The following is an 18,066-nucleotide window of genomic DNA, read 5'->3' as shown; positions in this document are numbered from 1 at the left end:
TATCAAAGAACATAAATGATTACAACATTAAATATTTATATATTACGTTGTAGGGCTAACCCGATCTCTAAGATCTTCCCCGCATGCCCACCACTCTGGGAGATAAATCCTATCGTACCTGCAGTACCTAACAGGGGAGATGGTCCATAGGGTATCCTCTGCTCAGGGGAGTAGATACCAATGCAGTTGGGTCCAATAATGTGAAATCCCCCCTTGTGGGCTTTCTCCACTATTTCCTCCTCCACCTTGATCCACTCAGACTCACCGGTCTCCCGGAACCCGGCAGTGAAGAAATGGACAGCCTTTACTCCGGCAACTGCACAATCATCAAGCAGGCTGAGGACAAATTGTCGAGGGATGCAGACAATCACCAGATCAACCGGTTTCGGAATCGCTCTCAAATCAGGATAGATTTTCAAGCCAGAGATCTCGCCGCCCATGGGATTAACAGGGTAAATCTCCCCGCGAAAGCCAGCAGCCAGCAAGCCATTTACCCATTTTGAACCCATTTTACAGGTATCGGCAGATGCGCCTGCTACAGCAATAGACCGGGGATAAAATATAGGTTCAAACTCTTTAAGCTTTTCCTCAGTGTCCTTCATTCCGATCGATCCTCTTCCTCCCCCCCGAAGCCCCTCAGGCCGCACAGGAGGATTCTATCCAGCTCTTCCTCGGTGAAGATGCCTTCAGAGAGGATTACTTCACGTGGAGTCTTTCCCTGTTCCTTGGCTATCTTGCCGATTTCCGTAGCCCGGCAGTAACCTATGTGACGGACAAGGGCGGGAAGTCCGGCCTGCAACCACCCCCGCCTGATGTGCTCGGCACAGGCCTCTCTGTTGGCCTTAATACCCGACACCATCCTCTCTGTAAAGATTCTATCCGCCGCCGCCATGATGATTACCGATTCGAACAGGCAGTGCGAAAGGAGGGGTAAAAAGGCATTCAGTTCCAGCCGTCCACGCCTGACAACCATGCAAACCACATACTCGTTGGAGATCACCTGCATGGCAACCTGCTCAACCATTTCTCCAATTACCGGATTGACCTTTCCGGGCATGATAGACGAGCCCGCTTGCATGTCAGGAAGTGTTATCTCGCCAAACCCCGTGCTGGGACCGGAGTGAAGGAGCATCAAATCACTCGTTATCTTGGAGATGTTTGCCGCATGGACTTTTAGTGCCGCCGCTACCACGGCAAAGGCATCAATATTTTGCGTGGCATCAATCAGGTTCCTGGCCTGAAAAAAACTGGAGCCGGTGTTTCCATTGAGCTTCTTTATCGCCAGCTGCCCGAATCCGCAGGGAGCATCAATTCCTGTACCAATAGCTGTCCCACCGAGGTTTACCCTGTTGAGTATCGGCTCGCACATCTCCAGCCTTTGCCTGTCACGCTTCATCACCTCAGAGTAAGCAAGGAATTCATCCCCCAGGTACATCGGTACTGCATCCTGATGTTGAGTTCTGCCCATCTTCAGAACATCACTGAACTCATCTGCCTTCCGCCGGAAGGCTTTCTGCAGATCTCCCACTGTTTCCGGCAACTTGCGGAACAACCCGACGAGGGCAACCCTTATCGCGGTGGGGACAACATCATTGGTGGACTGGTGACGGTTGACATGGTTGTTGGGGTGCACGATTTCATAGTCGCCCTTCTTACCCCCCAAAAGCTCAATGGCACGATTGGCAATAACCTCATTGGCGTTCATGTTGGCGGATGTACCCGCTCCACCCTGGAACACATCAACAACAAACTGGTCATGAAATTTCCCCTCTATTATCTCATTGCAGGCAGTTATTATGGCTTTTGCCTTGTCTTTGGCAAGGTGTCCCATTTCCAGGTTAGCCTGGGCACAGGCCTTTTTGACCTGGACCAGGCCACGGGTAAGCTCGGGGCGTTGCCTGTAACCGGAGACATTAAAATTTTCCTGCGCCCTCAGTGTATGTACACCCCAATATACGTCGTCCGGGACTTCCCTTTCTCCCAATAAGTCGTGCTCTATTCTCATTGTACCTCCCCCTTCCATGTTGGATTTGTGCTCTCTTGGCATTTTAAAGATGTTCAAGAGAAATGGATAACCATGATGGTTTACTACCGCACGCCTTACAGGGAATACATCCAACAGGTCCCGCCTCCTAAGTGGCAGTCAGGGTGGTGGTCCAAGAATCACCGTTCTCCCCCCTGATCCCGCCTATGAGATCGGACCCGCAGGATAAGCCCCCTCCCCGATGCAGTAGACTTTTGTTTGGTTCTGTGATAACAATTATCATAGAAAATGTCAAAAGTTTATCGGGATAACTTGCAACAGAAAGTATAAGCGAATTCCTTAAAGGGAGAGATTTATAAGGAAAATCTATCTTCCCTTTGCGTTCTCGGTGTCTTTGCGGTGAAATAGTGCGTTTAATTTTTGTACAGGGAAAAGGAGAATAGCATGACAGTGTCCATGGACAGTCCTGCCCCAACGCTTTCGACGGGGGAAAAGCTGGGCGGTTTTCGCATCTTGAGGATAGAACAGATACCGGACATTCGTGTTACCGCTTATGAAATAGAACATGAGATGACCGGGGCAAAGGTCCTTCATCTCCACTGTGACGATCGGGAAAACCTTTACGCCATCGGTTTCCGTACCCCACTGGGTGATTCTACGGGCATTCCACACATCCTGGAACATGCCGTGCTCGCTGGTTCTGAAAGGTATCCATTGAAAGATGTATTTAATGAATTGGTCAAAGGAACGCTTCAGACCTTTATCAATGCCTTTACCTATCCAGATAAGACCATCTACCCGGTGGCAAGCCAGGTGAGAAAGGACTTTTTTAATCTCGCCCGCGTCTATACCGACCTTGTCCTGAGACCACGGCTCCTCCAGAAGACCTTTTATCAGGAGGGCCACCATCTGGAGTTCTCCCGTCATGATGATATCACAAGCGAACTCGTCATCTCGGGAATCGTTTACAATGAAATGAAAGGGGCGTATTCGTCGCCAGATACGCTGATGTCCAAGGAAATCCAGCAAAATCTGTTTCCCGATACAACCTATGCCTTTGATGCGGGAGGGGATCCGGATGTTATCCCTTCTCTTACCCATGAACAGCTTAAAGCATTCCACCGTACCTACTATTCGCCGACCAATGCCCGCATCTTTCTCTACGGAGATATACCGACAACGGATCACCTCGTTTTTCTGGAAGAGATGCTCGCCGGATTCGAGCGGGTACCTGTGAACTCATCCATTAAAAGTCAGACCAGATGGCCGCAACCGGCTTCTGTACACAGTTTTTATCCCATCGGTAGGGAAGAGGATGCGAGGGGAAAAACGGTCGTCAATTGTGCCTGGATGATTATAGAAAATACTGATCATGAAACAGTCCTTCTCCTTGAGATCGTCTCCGGAGCCCTGGTCGGAAGCGCCGCCGGTCCCCTTCGTAAGGCTCTGATTGATTCCGGTCTCGGTGAGGACCTCTCTCCCATAACAGGACTTGAGCGTGACCTGAAACAGGTCGTTTTTGCTGTGGGGCTCAGGGGTTCTGATCCCGGAAAGGCCGGTCGCATTGAATCATTGATCCTTGATACCTTACAAAAGGTAGCGGAGACAGGTTTTGATCGTGAATTAATCGAGGCTACTCTTCATCAGGTTGAGTTTCACGGGCGGGAGATCGTGCGCAACTCGCTTCCCTACGGGATTATCCTTATGGGAAGGGCTTATCATACCTGGCTTTACGATGGCGACCCTTTGACAGGCATGAATTTCCCCCGGATCATAAAAGAGATACGTGACAAGTGGGAAGCGAGACCAGAACTGTTTCAGGATATCGTCCGGACATGGTTCCTCGATAATCCCCACCGTCTACTTTCCGTCCTGGAACCGAGTAAGACCTTGCAGGAGGAGATGGAGGAGACAAGCAAGAAGAGGATGTCCCGATTCAAGGCGTCTCTCTCCCGTGAAGAACTTGAGAACATCCATCGAGAGGCCGCTTCGCTGAGGGATTTTCAAACGGAACCGGATCCCCCCGAGGCATCGGCCACACTTCCAAAAATAAAGATCAGCGACCTCCGCCGGACAGTAGAGACAATTCCTACCGAAAAAACGGTAATTGCTGGTGTCCCCGCTATGGTCCATGACATCTTTGCCAATGGAGTTGCCTATCTGGATCTGGCCTTTAATATATCTGATATCCCCGAAGATCTGCAGATCTATCTTCCCCTTTTAGGAAAGCTGATGATCAATATGGGGGTAGCCGGCCTCACATACGAGGAAATGGCAAAGCGGATCGCCTTAAAGATGGGGGGGATCGGTTGTCACCTGACGGCAGGCATGGTTACCGATGGCAGGGGGAACTGGCAGAAGATGGTCTTTCGTATGAAAGCCCTTCACCGAAACATCATAGATGCCGTGAGGATCATCTCCGATATTCTGATTTCGGGGGACCTCTCCGATGATACCAGGCTGTGGAATCTGCTCGCGGAGAGGAAGAACCGGCTCCATGCGTCTGTAATCCCTTCCGGCCATATTTTTGCACGCCGGGCGGCGGGAGCAGCCGTTTCTGTACCGGCATATAGGGACGAACAGTGGCACGGGAGGACACAATTTCGTTTCTTGAACGGTATTGCCGATCAATTTAATGAGGGGAAGGGAGAACTACAGGAGAAATTAGCACACCTGAAGGAAATGATCTTCCGAAGAGAAAGGCTGATCTTGAACTTGACTGCGGATGCAGAAGGACTTGCCATCCTCACTGAGGGGACCTCCGGGCTTGTTGAGCGGTTGGCAGGTGATGGAGGTGCAGTGGTTTCCGTTATTCCTGATGTACGTTCCTCCATCCATAGGGGTATTGCGATCCCGGCACAGGTCTCCTATGTGGCCATGGTCATGTCCGCACCTGCCTATGCGGATTCCCTTGTTGCCCCTCTGCTGGTTGCCGCAAGGTATCTGTCGAGCGGCTATCTCTATAAGCATATCAGGGTTCAGGGTGGGGCCTACGGGGGCATGTCGCAGTACGATCCGATAAGTGGCCTTTTTGCCCTCCTTTCCTACAGAGATCCGCATATTGTCAGAACGCTGAAAGTTTATGATGAGGCCATAGATTTTATCTGTCAGAATAAGCTAACAGAGGAGGAGCTTGAAAAGGCCGTTATCGGAACAATCGGGATCCTCGACAAACCGATGGATCCGTCGAGCCGGGGATATGTCGCCATGATTCGAGACTTCATCGGCCTTACCGATGAAGACCGCCAAAAACTCCGCGACGAGATCCTTGACACAACAGCGGACAGGCTTCAGAAGATAGCTTCTTGTTATTTCATTTCCGCGGCCAAGTCGGCTGTGATAGCCGTATATGCCGCGGAAGACGAACTTCGTAAGGCCAACCAAACCCTGGAAACGAAGCTCGAAATGGAGACTCTGATATAGCTTTGTAATTAAATTAAGGAGTCGGATGTGGAGTCAAGGAGGTTAATGCCTAAGATACTATTTATGGGAACGTCAGAGTTCGCTGTACCATCGCTGGCGATTCTCGTCAAAAACGGTTATCCGATTGTTGGTGTTGTTACACAGCCTGACAGGCCGAGGGGGAGGGGAAAAATGGTTCAGCCATCGCCGGTCAGGATCTTTGCTGAGGAGAATCATCTTTCTGTCATACAACCTGAACACGTAAGAGATAAAGAGTTTTTGAGTGCCTTCAGGAGCCTCTCCCCTGATATGGTAGTCGTTGCAGCCTTTGGACAGATCCTTCCCGGGGAAATCATAGGGACCCCTGAAATGGGTTGTATTAATGTCCATCCCTCCCTCCTGCCGAAGTACAGGGGGGCGGCACCGATAAACTGGGCTCTCATACAGGGAGGAGAGAAAACCGGTGTTACTATTATCTTGATGGATGAGGGTCTGGACTCGGGGGATATTCTCCTGCAGGAGGAAACCCTGATCGGAACAGAAGAGACGTTTGGCGAGCTCCATGACAGGCTGTCGGAGATGGGTGCGGAGCTGCTTCTGAAGACGATAGGGACGATCGTAGAAGGCACCGTCAGGCGGATACCTCAGGATGCGTCTGCCGCCACGTATGTCCGCAGGTTAAATAAGGAAGATGGCTGTGTCTGCTGGGACACCAACGTCAGGGACATCGCCAATCTCATCAGGGGACTCTCCCCCTCTCCCGGTGCCTATACCTTTTTAGAGGGGAAGAAGCTCAAGATATTCGCGGTAAAGGGAGAGGAAACATCTGTGACTGAGCCTGCTGGGAAGATTGTCAGGGAAACAGAAAAGGGTCTCCAGGTAGCGGCAAAAAATGGATACATCTATTTGCATGATGTGCAACTGGAGAACAGAAAGAGGATGTCTGTCCATGATTTTTTGAGGGGTTACCGGATCGCACCGGGAGCAATCTTCGGATAGATCAATGAAGAATGTCTATGAGATGGTATTTTCGAGAAAAAGATTGACAAAGGATAGTTATAATAATAACATATACTGGATAAAATTTAGCCTTTCCGTAGATATCAATCGGATATTTGGCAGGAAGTGAAGCCCCCGCCCCTTACAGGCGGGGCTTTTCGGTTGGAAGGCGAGGGGCAAGAGGCAAAGGGCGAGGGACCATAGCCTAAAGCCCATCTGCTCCGCTCATCAAAAGAAAAATGAAACATTCATGCCGACGAGTCGGCACAAAGAAGAATGAAAATATATCACCCTCCCCTTCACCCCCTCCTGCCTCCCCCAGCAAGTGGGGGAGAGATAAGGAAGGGAATAAAATTATAGCCCTCCCATCAAGGGAGGGGAAGTGGGTTGGTATTCCGTCAAGGGAGGAAGTCCCCTCTCCCCTTGTGGGAGAGGGTTAGGGGAGGGGTATTTTCAGGTGAATAAGAAAAGGGCCTTCGAGATTATCGCAAACTTTTCCAGGTCAAAGGTTCTGGTGGTTGGGGATATGATGGTTGACCATTTTATCTGGGGAAAGGTCTCCCGTATTTCTCCAGAGGCGCCGGTCCCCGTTGTGGAGGTACATTCCGACAACCTCCTTCTTGGTGGCTGTGCCAATGTGCTAAATAATATCTATACTCTGGGCGGTATGGTTTATGGGTCGGGTATTGTAGGGGCTGATGAGATGGGAAAAAGGTTGTTGGATGAATTCCGCAAAAGGGACATCAGTACAGAGGGAATTGCCGTAGAGCCCAACCGACCTACCACAATGAAGACAAGGATTATAGCCCACAGTCAGCAGGTAGTAAGATTTGACAGGGAAAGCAGGCAACCTGTGCAACCGAAGAGTATTGAAAGGATAATGGAATATATTAAGAAGATGGTCAGTGACGACCTGGGGGCTATTGTCATTTCTGATTATAATAAAGGGGCTATTACAAAAACCCTGTTGGATGGAATCCGTGGGCTCATAGCGGGGAGAAATATAGTCGTCTGTGTGGATCCAAAGCAAAGCGATTTTTCTCTCTATCAGGGCTTTGATGTCGTCACACCCAATCATCATGAGGCCAGCCAGGCCCTTGGAATAGAAGATATAAAAAAGAATAATGCTTACCTTGACGCAGGAAAGGCAGGCCCTAACGCAGAAAGGGTCGAAAAGAGGGACAGAATCCGTGAGGCAGCAAGGGCCATTTTAGCTCGATTCCATTTAAAGGCCATGCTCATCACGAGGGGTGAGGAAGGGATGAGTCTCTTTGAGGAAAATGGCGAAGTTATTCATATTCCTGCCAGGTCCAGAGAGGTTTTTGATGTGACCGGTGCCGGAGATACGGTCATTGGAGTCCTTGCCCTCTCCCTTGCCTCCGGAGCTACCTTCAGGGAAGCGGCCGTTCTGGCAAACCATGCTGCGGGAATTGTGGTGGGAAAGGTGGGCACAGCCACCGTTTCTGAGGAGGAACTCAAAGGGGCTCTATGAGTAAACCCAAACGTGCGGAGGCGGTAAAGCTGATAACGAGCATCCTTTCCGGAGACAAGGAACTACTGAATAAGGCACTGGAAGTGTTAGCCGGGCAATATGGAAGGGTTGACTTTATCAGCGCCTTCCTTTCTTTTAATTACACCGATTACTATGCCAAAGAGATGGGGTCAACCATCTGGAGGCGTTTTGCTTCTTTTGAGTCACTGGTACGGCCTGAATTGCTGCCCGATATTAAACTGTGGACAAACGGTATAGAGGACAGGCTTTCGGCAAACGGTAAGAGACGGGTAAATATTGACCCGGGCTATATCTCTTATGCCCATCTAATCCTTGCCACGGGAAAGGGTTACACGCATCGTCCCTATCTGAGGGATGGTATCTATGCCGATTTGACCTTGTTATACAGAGACAAGACCTTTCATTCCCTTCCCTGGACTTACCCTGATTATGCAGAAGCTGATGTCATCGAGATGTTTAACAAGATTAGAGCGAAGTATATCGGCCAGATGAAAGAGACTGCATGCGATGTGCCCGTAGGGTAGATGCTGCCTCTTACTTTCTCCATTTGTATGGGAAATAGGTTTTAAATGATCAGAAGCATGACAGGTTACGGCAGGGCCGATGCACTTCTCGAAGACAAAAGATTGGTGGTGGAGATAAAATCCTTCAACCATCGTTATCTGGAGGTTTCTCTCCGGCTTCCAGGTATCTTTCTCCCTCTCGAACTTGAGATGAGGAAAAAGATAGGTGGACGTCTTTCCCGGGGGAGGATCGAGGCTACTATCAGAATGGATTCTGAGATGGACCCGGAAATGGGTAACAGATTTGAGCTGAATCTTCCGCTTATCCGGAATTACTACGCATTGTTGGTTAACTTGAAGGAGGAGCTTAATCTAAAGGGCGAAATTACCCTGGATGTAATAGCAGGCTTCAAGGATGTCTTTGTTCCTCTGGAAGCTGGTAAGAATCTGGCTGGTGTGTGGGAATGGATAGAAAAGGTTCTGGATGAGGCAATAACAGACCTTATAAGAATGAGGAAAAGGGAAGGAGAGATTATTTACCAGGATTTGATTTCAAGGATTGATTCGATCAGGGGATGCCTCGACTCTATCATGTTAAGGGCTCCTCAGGTTGTCATAGAATATCAAAAGCGGCTTGCCAACCGGGTGAAAGAACTTACAGGTGGTATTATGACAATTGATGAGTCTCGGTTGGGTCAGGAAGTTGCCATCATGGCGGAAAAAAGCGATATTACGGAGGAAATCATCCGCTTTAAGAGCCATATCAGTCAGTTTTGTGATGTCATAAACAGCGATGATGCTGTGGGGAGGAAGATTGATTTTTTGCTTCAGGAGATGGTAAGAGAGGTAAATACCATAGGATCCAAGAGTTGTGATGCAGATATATCTCAAAGCGTCGTTGAGATCAAGGGTGAACTGGCCAAATTAAGAGAACAGGTACAGAATCTTGAATAATGGTAACATGAAAATGGGAAAGGGGTTATTTATGGTAGTTTCCGCGCCATCCGGTGCTGGCAAGACCTCTATATGCAGAGAGTTCCTGAAGATGTACCCGAACATCAAGTTTTCTGTATCTTACACCACGAGGCCAACCCGCCCCGGAGAGGTTCACGGGGAGGATTATTATTTTATCTCCGAAGATGCGTTTAAAGAACGCATTGCGCAGGGGGAATTTGCCGAATGGGTTGAAAATTACGGTCATCTCTATGGGACGTCAAGAAAAACGATGAGTGCATTTCTGGATAAAGGTACCGACCTTATTCTGGACATCGAGCCACGAGGTGCAAAGATGTTAAAGCAAGATTATCCAGGGGGTATCTTTGTGTTCATCCTTCCTCCGTCAATGGATGAATTAAAGACGAGGTTAAGCAGAAGGGGAGTCGAAAACGAAGGAATCATGAAAAAGCGCCTGGAGACGGCCATGGATGAGATCAGAGAGATTGTCTGGTATGACTATGTAATTTTTAATGACAGGCTTAACGACGCCGTAGGCTGTCTCAGGGCGATTTATGTGGCGGAAAAAAGCAGAAGAGAACGATTGATGGATAAGATAAGGGACTTTCTCAAATGAATGGAGGTTCTAAGATATGGCAAGAATTACTGTAGAGGATTCTTTGAGAGTAGCAAAAAACCGATTCGCCCTGGTCTTGCTAACGGCAAGACGGGCGAAACAACTTCTTAGAGGAGCGAAGTCTTTAACGGATATTAAGAATAACAGGGAGATCGTAGCGGCCCTCAGAGAGATTGCCGTGGAAAAGATTACCTATGCCCATCCTGAATTTTTACGGGGGGCCAGGGAAGATTTTAAACCAATCCCTGATGATACGGAATTTATTGGCGATGAGGAAGAAACGGAATAGGGATCCACGGCAGATGCTGATTTTTGCCCTGGACATGGGAGAGGGTATTGGGGAAGCAATCTCTTGGGTCGAACGTCTCAAGAATCATGTGGGAATATTTAAGGTCGGCAAGGAATCCTTTACCCGTTATGGTCCCGAAATCGTCTCAAAGATAAAGGAAAGGGAAGGTAAGGTTTTTCTCGATTTGAAATTTCACGACATCCCCAGTACTGTTGCCAGGGCCGCCGAGGCAACTGTGAAGATGGGGGTTACTATGTTCGACGTACATGCCCTCGGTGGGAAAAGGATGATGGAGGAAACAGTTGTTTCGGTTAAAAGGATGTCAGAGCAGGTGGGTTTGCCACCGCCTATAATCCTTGCTGTGACTGTACTGACCAGTTTGAACGACAGTGATATCAGAAAACTGGGGTTTAACCAGCGGGCAGGCAAAGTTGCCTTAAATCTGGCGAAGGTTGCCCAGGATGCCGGGGTCTCCGGCGTTGTGGCTTCGGCCCGTGATATCCCTGCCGTCAGGGAGTCCTGTGGACAGGATTTCGTTATTGTGGCACCCGGCATCAGAGGGGTTGTGGAAATTACAATGGATGACCAGAAAAGAATAATGACCGCCGAAGATGCCATCACCCTGGGTGCCGATTACATCGTCGTCGGTAGGCAGATCAGGATGGCGGGGGACCCCGTTGGAGCGGCAGAGGAAATTCACCATGCCATATCAAGGGGGCTTTTGCTGCGAGAAAAATCAGAAACCAAATAGACCAGAGTACTGTGCAGATCATCTACGGTATCAATCCTGTGGCGGAGGTTCTCAAACATGACAGTGGAAATATCGAGAAGGTCGTTTGCGCCCCGGGGAGAAATGGAGAGCGCCTCCGTAAAATCTTAAATCTGGTGACGAAAAAGGGTATCCCTGTAGAATTTAAGGACAGAGCATATCTAAATAAACTGGCAGGTAATAAGTCTCATCAGGGGATTTGCGGTTTTTGTAAAACATTCCATTATGCCAGTGTGGATGAGGTAGTTGCCCGTCGTCACGAGTCTTTCAAAAACGATTTGATTCTTGTCCTTGATGGAATTACAGATCCTCAAAACTTAGGTTCTCTGATCAGGACGGCTCACTGCTGTGGGGCCAATGGGGTTATCATTCCTGAAAGGCGTGCAGCGACGGTTACAGGAGCTGTGATGAAGGCATCTGCCGGAGCAGCACAATATACCCCTGTTGCCATGGTGACCAACCTATCACGCACCATTGAACATTTGAAGAAAAGAGGATTCTGGATATACGGTGCTGATGCCCATTACGGTAAAGAGATTTGTAACCATGATTTTGCTGGTCATATCGTCCTTGTGATGGGAAGCGAAGGGAAAGGGATCGGGCCACTGATCAGAGAAAGTTGTGATTTCCTGGTATCTATTCCCCTGATGGGAAAAGTTGATTCTCTTAATGTCTCGGTGGCGGCAGGGATTATCATGTATGAGATATTGAGAAAATGGGGGGCCGTGGGAGGGCCACACTCCGTCGTGGCCGTTGAGACGGGTCATGGGAGGGCCACACTCCGTCGTGGCCGTTGAAAGGAGGTTGGTGCGATGCCGGTATTTGTATGGGAAGCAACGACAAAAAGGGGTGAATTGAGAAAAGGAGAGACGGGCGCTGCTGATGAGGTTGCCATCAGAGGGCTGCTTCGCCGACAGGGTTTCAAATCCATCACCGTAAAGAAAAAGCCAAAGGATCTATTAGAATATCTGCCCTTCCTCAAAGAGAAGGTTAAGGAGAAGGACGTTGTTGTTTTTGCCCGAATATTTTCCACCATGATCAATGCAGGTCTTCCCCTCATCCAGTGCCTCGATTTGCTGGCCACTCAGGAACAGAATAAGACTTTTTCTAAGATCATTGCCTCCATCAAGGAGGATATTGAAGGTGGATCAACACTTTCCGATGCTTTGAAAAAGTATCCACGCGTCTTTGACGACCTGTTTGTTAACCTCGTGGCAGCAGGAGAGTCCGGCGGTATCCTTGATGTCATCCTTGGCCGTCTTTCCGGCTACATGGAAAAGGCAATGAAATTAAAAGGTAAGGTAAAAGGAGCCATGACCTATCCGGCCAGCGTCCTTGTTATTTCCATAGGCGTCGTTGCCCTATTGCTGCTTAAAGTAATCCCTGTTTTTCAAAAGATGTTTGAAGGCATGGGTGGGGCACTGCCGGCGCCGACGCAGTTTCTCGTCAATGCCAGTCAGTTCATGCAAGACTATTTCCTCCATATGATTATTGCTGTGGCCGTTATAATATATGCCTTCAGGAGATACTACCGTACCGAGAAGGGCAGACTTCAGATAGATTCCCTTGTTCTCAGGGCGCCGGTCTTTGGCCCGCTTCTTAAAAAGGTTGCGGTGGCGAGATTCAGTAGAACCCTTTCCACCATGATGTCGAGCGGGGTCCCGATCCTCGAGGGACTCGCCATTGTCTCTAAGACCGCAGGCAATAAAGTTATAGAGAATACTCTAATGGAAACAAGGAAGTGTATCAGCGAGGGGAGAACCATTGCGGAACCTCTGTCCGAAAGTGATATCTTTCCCCCTATGGTAGTTCAGATGATCGCCGTTGGTGAGGCGACAGGTGCTCTCGATGCCATGCTATCCAAGATTGCGGATTTTTACGATGATGAGGTGGATGCGGCTGTGGATGCGATGACAGCTTTGCTTGAACCTTTCATGATGGTTTTTTTAGGAGGCGTTGTAGGGGGGATGATCATCGCCATGTATCTCCCCATCTTCCAGATGGCTTCGGTTGTAGGGTGATAGCGAAAAGCAGGGAAGGATTAAAAGATTGGAAGATTAAAGGGCAATCCTGTGCCCCCTGAATCTTGTACCCCCTGACCCCTGACGGCTGAACGCTTAAAAAAATGGTCGGGATGGCGCGATTTGAACGCGCGACTACTGCGTCCCGAACGCAGTGCCCTACCAGACTGGGCCACATCCCGACACGAGGTAAAGGATATATAATTTATTTTCCCATGTCCATAGTTTTTTACAGATCAAAAGGAGAAAGAGTTAGTGATTATCTACGATCTCAAATGTGGAAAAGGTCACAAATTCGAAGGATGGTTCAGAGACATCTCTGCTTTTGAGGAGCAGAAGTCCCAAAGACTCATTACGTGTCCTGTATGTGGAAGTTCTGATACGGAGATGATTCCTTCATCAATTACAATCGTGGGAAAGGACGTTAGGACATCGGGCAGGAAAAATACGAAGGAAATTTCGCCTATAAAGGCCATGCAGTTATTCCATGAGTATCTTGACAAGAATTTTGCTGACGTAGGCGACAGGTTTACCGAGGTAGCTCTGAAAATGCACCATGGAGAAGAGGAAAAGAGAAACATTAAAGGGACCACGAATAGGTACGAAGAAGAACTCCTCAGAGAAGAAGGTGTTCAGTTTATAAAGATTCCCCTGCCCAAATTTGACAGTTAGGATTCCAGTTTATCAGTAATATCATTATGCGACAGACTTACGAAAGTATCATATCTGCTGTAGGGAATACGCCGCTTGTGGAGATCCGCCGGCTGAATCCCAACAAAAGGGTTAAAGTTTTTGCAAAACTGGAGAGTTTTAACCCTGGCGGATCCATCAAGGACAGACCGGCTCTTTATATGATCAATGAAGCCGAGAAGCGGGGGGAACTGACAAAGGATAAAATTATCTTAGAGCCCACCAGTGGCAATACCGGCATCGGTCTTGCGCTTATCGCAGCCGCTAAGGGTTACAAGTTATGTCTCGCCATGCCTGAGTCCGCCAGCGAAGAAAGAAAAAGGATACTAAAGGCCATGGGGACAGAAATATACCTTACCCCGGCTGCCCTCGGTACCGATGGCGCTATAGAAATGGTCTATAATCTGATGCGGGAACATCCGGAAAAGTACTTCGTCCCAGACCAGTTTAATAATCCCGATAATGTCGCGGCCCATTACTATGGAACGGCAGAAGAAATCTGGCAACAGACTGGCGGAGCTGTAACGATGGTTGTAGCCACCCTGGGTACAACCGGTACCGCCATGGGGATTTCCAAGCGACTTAAGGAGTATAACCGGGAAATAAAAATTATCGGGGTGGAGCCTTACCTGCAGCATAAGATCCAGGGCTTGAAGAATATGAAAGAGTCCTATCGGCCGGGAATTTTTGACAAAAATCGTCTGGATGAGAAGATCAATATACTTGATGAGGATGCCTTCGAAATGGCGAGGCGGCTGGCCAGAGAAGAGGGAATCTTAGTCGGGATGAGTTCCGGGGCTGCCGTACACGTGGCTATACAGAAGGCCAAGGAGATGGAAGACGGCTTAGTTGTGGCAATTCTTCCCGACGGTGGTGAGCGCTATCTCAGCACCGACCTCTTTACCGACAAGGAACAGTCAACCCTGCGCCTGTACAATACCCTGACCAGGGAAAAAACATTCTTCAAACCGCTAAACCCTGAAGAGATACTGATGCATTCATGCGGACCCACCGTCCATGAAGTTCCCCACCTCGGGAGCTACCGTCGTTTTGTCGTTTCCGACGTCATCCGGCGTTATCTTGAATATAAGGGGTATAAGGTCAGGCACGTTATGAACATTGTTGATCTGGCAGACAGTTCCATCAGGGGGGCTGAATTGGCCAATATGGAGCTGGGGGTATATACGGAAAGATACACGGCCGTCTTTCTCAGAGATATTGGTAAACTGAATATCAAACCTGATCCGGCCTACCCGACGGCAAGCGGGAACGTCGACACTATGCTGGAGCTTGCCGGGAAACTTGTAGAGAAGGGATACGCTTACGAAAAGTTGGGGTCTGTCTATTTTGATATCTCAAGGCTTAAAGATTACGGTTGCCTGTCTAATATAAACCTCGGGAAGGTTGAGCATGGCAGGACGGTAGACCTGGATGATTACGAGAAAGATAGTCCGGGAGATTTTACTCTCCTGAAAAGACCGAACCTGGGTGAATTAAAGAGGGGTATCTATTTCAAGACCCGCTGGGGAAATGTCAGGCCGAGTTGGCACCTTGAATGTGCTGCCATCTCCCTGAAATATCTCGGTGAGACCTTCGATATCCATGCCAGCGGGGCCGATATAGTTTTCCCGCACTGTGAGAATGTTTTGGCCATCGGGAAGGCGGCAACAGGAAAGCGCATTGCCAGCTACTGGCTAAATACGGAACTGGTGATGGTGGAGGAAAAGAAGATGTCCCGTTCTCTGAACAATGTCTTGACTATAAAAGACCTGGAGAAAATGGGATATAACGGTAAAGAAATTAGATTTTTTCTCCTCAGTTCTCATTACAGAAAACCGCTGCATTTTTCCTCTGGCGCCCTGGAGACGGCAAAAAACACTAGCAAAAAACTGAACGGGTTCGTTCAGAGGTTGGTTCGTTTTACCCCGGCAGATGGCGGTTACGCCGATACCGATCAGTATATTTATGATGTTAAACAGGGGTTTGCCGCGGCCATGGACGATGACTTAAATACCTCCAGCGCCTTAGCGTCTCTCTTTGAGTTTGTGAAGAAGATCAATCTTCCTCTCTCCCGGGGGCAGTTGGACGAAAAACAGAGGGACGATGTCCTCGATACCATGAAAAAGATAGATACCGTCCTGGGCATCATGGATTTTAAAGAGGAGATGATAAGTGAAGAGGCCAGGCGCCTTCTAACAGAAAGAGATGCTGCAAGAATGGCCGGTAAATGGAAAGAAGCCGATGCGATCAGACAGAGACTCTCTGAAATGGGGATTGAGGTTTCTGATACCCCGAAAGGTGTTACGTGGAGATTAAGAAATAAAGGAGAAAGATTGTGAATGGAGATATAAGAAAATCGGCCATTGCCGGATCGTGGTATCCTGGCAGTCCGAAGGTTTTGCGGGCAGATATTGAAGACTTCTTTCATAATGTACCTGAAGAAAAAGTAAAGGGAAGGATTGTTGGCCTCATCGCACCCCACGCGGGGTATATGTATTCCGGCCAGGTTGCCGCCTATGCTTACAAACTTGTTAGAGGAGCAACCTTTGATGCTGTTATTATCGTAGGGCCGAGCCATCGGGTACCCTTCCAAGGAGTTTCTGTCTATAACAGAGGGGGGTATGAGACACCTCTTGGTGTTGTCCCTGTGGATGCAGCCCTGGCGGGGAAGATAATGACCCATAGTAGCGTAGCATCCTGTATCCCCAGTGCCCACATGCAGGAACATTCTGTTGAGATCCAGCTCCCCTTCCTTCAGGTGGCCCTCGGTGAATTTAGTTTTGTTCCCTTTGTCATGGGGGACCAGAATCACCAAACCTGCGAAGACTTAGCCGAGGCGATATCCCAAGCCATTGAAAATCAAAATGTTCTGATCGTTGGGAGTTCCGATCTTTCACATTTCTATCCCTATGAGAAGGCTGTGAAAATGGATGCTGTGGTTCTTGCCCATATAGAGAGGATGGATGCCCAGGGTCTCTTAAAAGATATGGGAAACAACATCTGTGAGGCCTGCGGAGGAGGACCGGCTGCTGTAATTATGATGGTGGCAAAGAAAACTGGTGCGGACAGGGCAAAGGTACTGAAATATGCTAATTCAGGAGATGTAACGGGAGATAGGACAAGCGTCGTCGGATATACATCCGCTGTTCTTTATGTAAGTGAAATCTCGACGGTTAAGGATCAGAGGCACACCGGGGTGAGAATTGAGAGAGGACTGTCTGAGGTGGAAAAAGAGATCCTTCTCGATATTGCAAAAAAAACCATTGAATGCAGGCTGACCGGTAGAGATGTTCCTGAATTTCAGGTTGAATCAGCACGTCTCCAGGAGAAAAAAGGGGTATTTGTTACCCTTAAGAAACAAGGGCAATTGAGAGGCTGCATCGGTTATATCGAAGCGGTAAAGCCCTTATACAAAACCATTGAAGAGATGGCAATAGCTGCTGCTTTCAATGATCCGAGATTTCCTCCTTTAAAACGCGAGGAGTTCGAGCATTTGACAATCGAGATCTCTGCCCTTACCCCGCTGACAGAGATCAAAGATATCAATGAGATTAAGGTTGGTGTCCACGGTATTCACATTGTGAAAGGCTTTTACTCAGGGCTACTTCTTCCCCAGGTGGCTGTCGAGCATAAATGGGACAGGCTGACCTTTCTCGAGGAAACATGTCATAAGGCGGGGCTTCCCTCCCAGACCTGGAAAGATAAAGATACGAAAATTTATATCTTCTCCGCAGACATTTTTGGTAACAAGGAATAAATTCCTGGCGTAGGGTCCAATTTTACTCAGCCACAAACTGATTGATACGAATAGTGTTTACTTTTGGATAAAAAAGTTGACAAATTTCCTTGACAAATTATTTTAGGAAAACTAAAATAAAAAGTTCACATTTTCTAGGAGAGTATTATGAGAAAATAGCTGGCGTAGCTCAACGGTAGAGCAGCTGATTTGTAATCAGCAGGTTGCGGGTTCGATTCCCATCGCCAGCTCTGGTTAAGTGTTTCAAATGCGGGAGGGGTTCCCGAGCGGCCAAAGGGAGCAGACTGTAAATCTGCCGGCGCAGCCTTCGGAGGTTCGAATCCTCCCCCCTCCATCATTGAGACCTTTGAAAAATACCTGTTATCTGCTTGGGCGGGAGTAGCTCAGTGGCTAGAGCATCAGCCTTCCAAGCTGAGGGTCGCGGGTTCGAATCCCGTTTCCCGCTCCATTAACTAATGGTAAAGTAATGTGGTAAAATGGATGTTGAACAGAGAAGATGTTTTTATTTTAACCTGCCCACGTAGCTCAGTCGGTAGAGCACATCCTTGGTAAGGATGAGGTCACCAGTT

General features: G+C 48.5%; 15 protein-coding genes and 4 tRNA genes. 16 read left to right on the top strand and 3 right to left on the bottom strand.

Annotated features, from left to right (window positions below):
• Positions 1 to 35: 35 nt before the first annotated feature.
• A complete protein-coding gene (locus tag QMD03_08285; protein ID MDI6777213.1) occupies positions 36 to 602 on the bottom strand; it encodes a CoA-binding protein in 567 nt (188 codons plus the stop codon).
• The gene (locus tag QMD03_08280) at positions 599 to 2,005 is read right to left on the bottom strand and encodes an aspartate ammonia-lyase (protein MDI6777212.1); all 1,407 of its coding nucleotides are present in this window, start codon (positions 2,003 to 2,005) and stop codon (positions 599 to 601) included. Before QMD03_08280 ends, QMD03_08285 begins: the two co-directional genes overlap by 4 nt.
• Before the next feature lie 423 nt (positions 2,006 to 2,428).
• Here QMD03_08280 and QMD03_08275 point away from each other — a divergent pair, with 423 nt between their 5' ends.
• From QMD03_08275 to QMD03_08230, 10 genes are all read left to right on the top strand, one after another.
• Positions 2,429 to 5,407: an insulinase family protein gene (locus QMD03_08275; GenBank protein MDI6777211.1), complete on the top strand. Its 2,979-nt coding sequence runs from the start codon at positions 2,429 to 2,431 to the stop codon at positions 5,405 to 5,407.
• 45 nt (positions 5,408 to 5,452) lie between these two features.
• Positions 5,453 to 6,385 carry a methionyl-tRNA formyltransferase gene (gene fmt / locus QMD03_08270; GenBank protein ID MDI6777210.1) on the top strand — a complete coding sequence of 311 codons (933 nt, stop codon included), beginning with the start codon at positions 5,453 to 5,455 and terminating at the stop codon, positions 6,383 to 6,385.
• Between the two features lie 457 nt (positions 6,386 to 6,842).
• On the top strand, positions 6,843 to 7,877 hold the full coding sequence (gene rfaE1 / locus QMD03_08265) for a D-glycero-beta-D-manno-heptose-7-phosphate kinase (protein MDI6777209.1): 1,035 nt from the start codon (positions 6,843 to 6,845) through the stop codon (positions 7,875 to 7,877).
• On the top strand, positions 7,874 to 8,422 hold the full coding sequence (locus QMD03_08260; GenBank protein MDI6777208.1) for a DUF4416 family protein: 549 nt from the start codon (positions 7,874 to 7,876) through the stop codon (positions 8,420 to 8,422). The genes rfaE1 and QMD03_08260 overlap by 4 nt, the downstream gene beginning before the upstream one ends.
• A 45-nt stretch (positions 8,423 to 8,467) precedes the next feature.
• Positions 8,468 to 9,355 (top strand): YicC/YloC family endoribonuclease, encoded by an 888-nt coding sequence (locus QMD03_08255; protein ID MDI6777207.1) that lies wholly within the window; start codon positions 8,468 to 8,470, stop codon positions 9,353 to 9,355.
• 31 nt (positions 9,356 to 9,386) lie between these two features.
• Entirely contained in the window at positions 9,387 to 9,971 is a 585-nt protein-coding gene (gene gmk, locus QMD03_08250) for a guanylate kinase (protein ID MDI6777206.1), read from the top strand.
• A gap of 16 nt (positions 9,972 to 9,987) precedes the next feature.
• Complete coding sequence (rpoZ, locus tag QMD03_08245) at positions 9,988 to 10,260, top strand: DNA-directed RNA polymerase subunit omega (GenBank protein ID MDI6777205.1); 273 nt, start codon at positions 9,988 to 9,990, stop codon at positions 10,258 to 10,260.
• Entirely contained in the window at positions 10,241 to 11,011 is a 771-nt protein-coding gene (gene pyrF / locus QMD03_08240) for an orotidine-5'-phosphate decarboxylase (GenBank protein ID MDI6777204.1), read from the top strand. Before rpoZ ends, pyrF begins: the two co-directional genes overlap by 20 nt.
• 11 nt (positions 11,012 to 11,022) lie before the next feature.
• Positions 11,023 to 11,826 carry a 23S rRNA (guanosine(2251)-2'-O)-methyltransferase RlmB gene (gene rlmB / locus QMD03_08235; GenBank protein MDI6777203.1) on the top strand — a complete coding sequence of 268 codons (804 nt, stop codon included), beginning with the start codon at positions 11,023 to 11,025 and terminating at the stop codon, positions 11,824 to 11,826.
• A 15-nt stretch (positions 11,827 to 11,841) separates the two neighbouring features.
• Positions 11,842 to 13,050 carry a type II secretion system F family protein gene (locus tag QMD03_08230; GenBank protein MDI6777202.1) on the top strand — a complete coding sequence of 403 codons (1,209 nt, stop codon included), beginning with the start codon at positions 11,842 to 11,844 and terminating at the stop codon, positions 13,048 to 13,050.
• A gap of 105 nt (positions 13,051 to 13,155) precedes the next feature.
• Here the strand turns inward: QMD03_08230 and QMD03_08225 are convergent.
• Positions 13,156 to 13,232 (bottom strand) — tRNA-Pro (locus QMD03_08225).
• 73 nt (positions 13,233 to 13,305) lie between these two features.
• On the opposite strand from QMD03_08225, the gene QMD03_08220 reads away from it, so the two are divergent.
• The 6 genes from QMD03_08220 to QMD03_08195 all read left to right on the top strand — a co-directional run bounded on the left by QMD03_08220 (position 13,306) and on the right by QMD03_08195 (position 17,945).
• Positions 13,306 to 13,722, top strand: a complete 417-nt coding sequence (locus tag QMD03_08220) for a DUF1178 family protein (GenBank protein MDI6777201.1) — start codon at positions 13,306 to 13,308, stop codon at positions 13,720 to 13,722.
• Positions 13,723 to 13,748: 26 nt separating this feature from the next.
• A complete protein-coding gene (cysS, locus tag QMD03_08215; GenBank protein MDI6777200.1) occupies positions 13,749 to 16,079 on the top strand; it encodes a cysteine--tRNA ligase in 2,331 nt (776 codons plus the stop codon).
• Complete coding sequence (gene amrB, locus QMD03_08210; protein MDI6777199.1) at positions 16,076 to 17,497, top strand: AmmeMemoRadiSam system protein B; 1,422 nt, start codon at positions 16,076 to 16,078, stop codon at positions 17,495 to 17,497. Before cysS ends, amrB begins: the two co-directional genes overlap by 4 nt.
• 158 nt (positions 17,498 to 17,655) lie before the next feature.
• Positions 17,656 to 17,727, top strand: a tRNA-Thr gene (locus QMD03_08205).
• Positions 17,728 to 17,749: 22 nt separating this feature from the next.
• A tRNA-Tyr gene (locus QMD03_08200) sits at positions 17,750 to 17,831 on the top strand.
• A 38-nt stretch (positions 17,832 to 17,869) separates the two neighbouring features.
• Positions 17,870 to 17,945 (top strand) — tRNA-Gly (locus QMD03_08195).
• The last annotated feature ends 121 nt before the right edge of the window (positions 17,946 to 18,066 follow it).

This window comes from Syntrophales bacterium (assembly GCA_030018935.1).
Taxonomy (GTDB): domain Bacteria; phylum Desulfobacterota; class Syntrophia; order Syntrophales; family CG2-30-49-12; genus CG2-30-49-12.
Note: the sequence above shows the minus strand (reverse complement) of the source record. Positions and strands in the feature narration are given on the sequence as shown.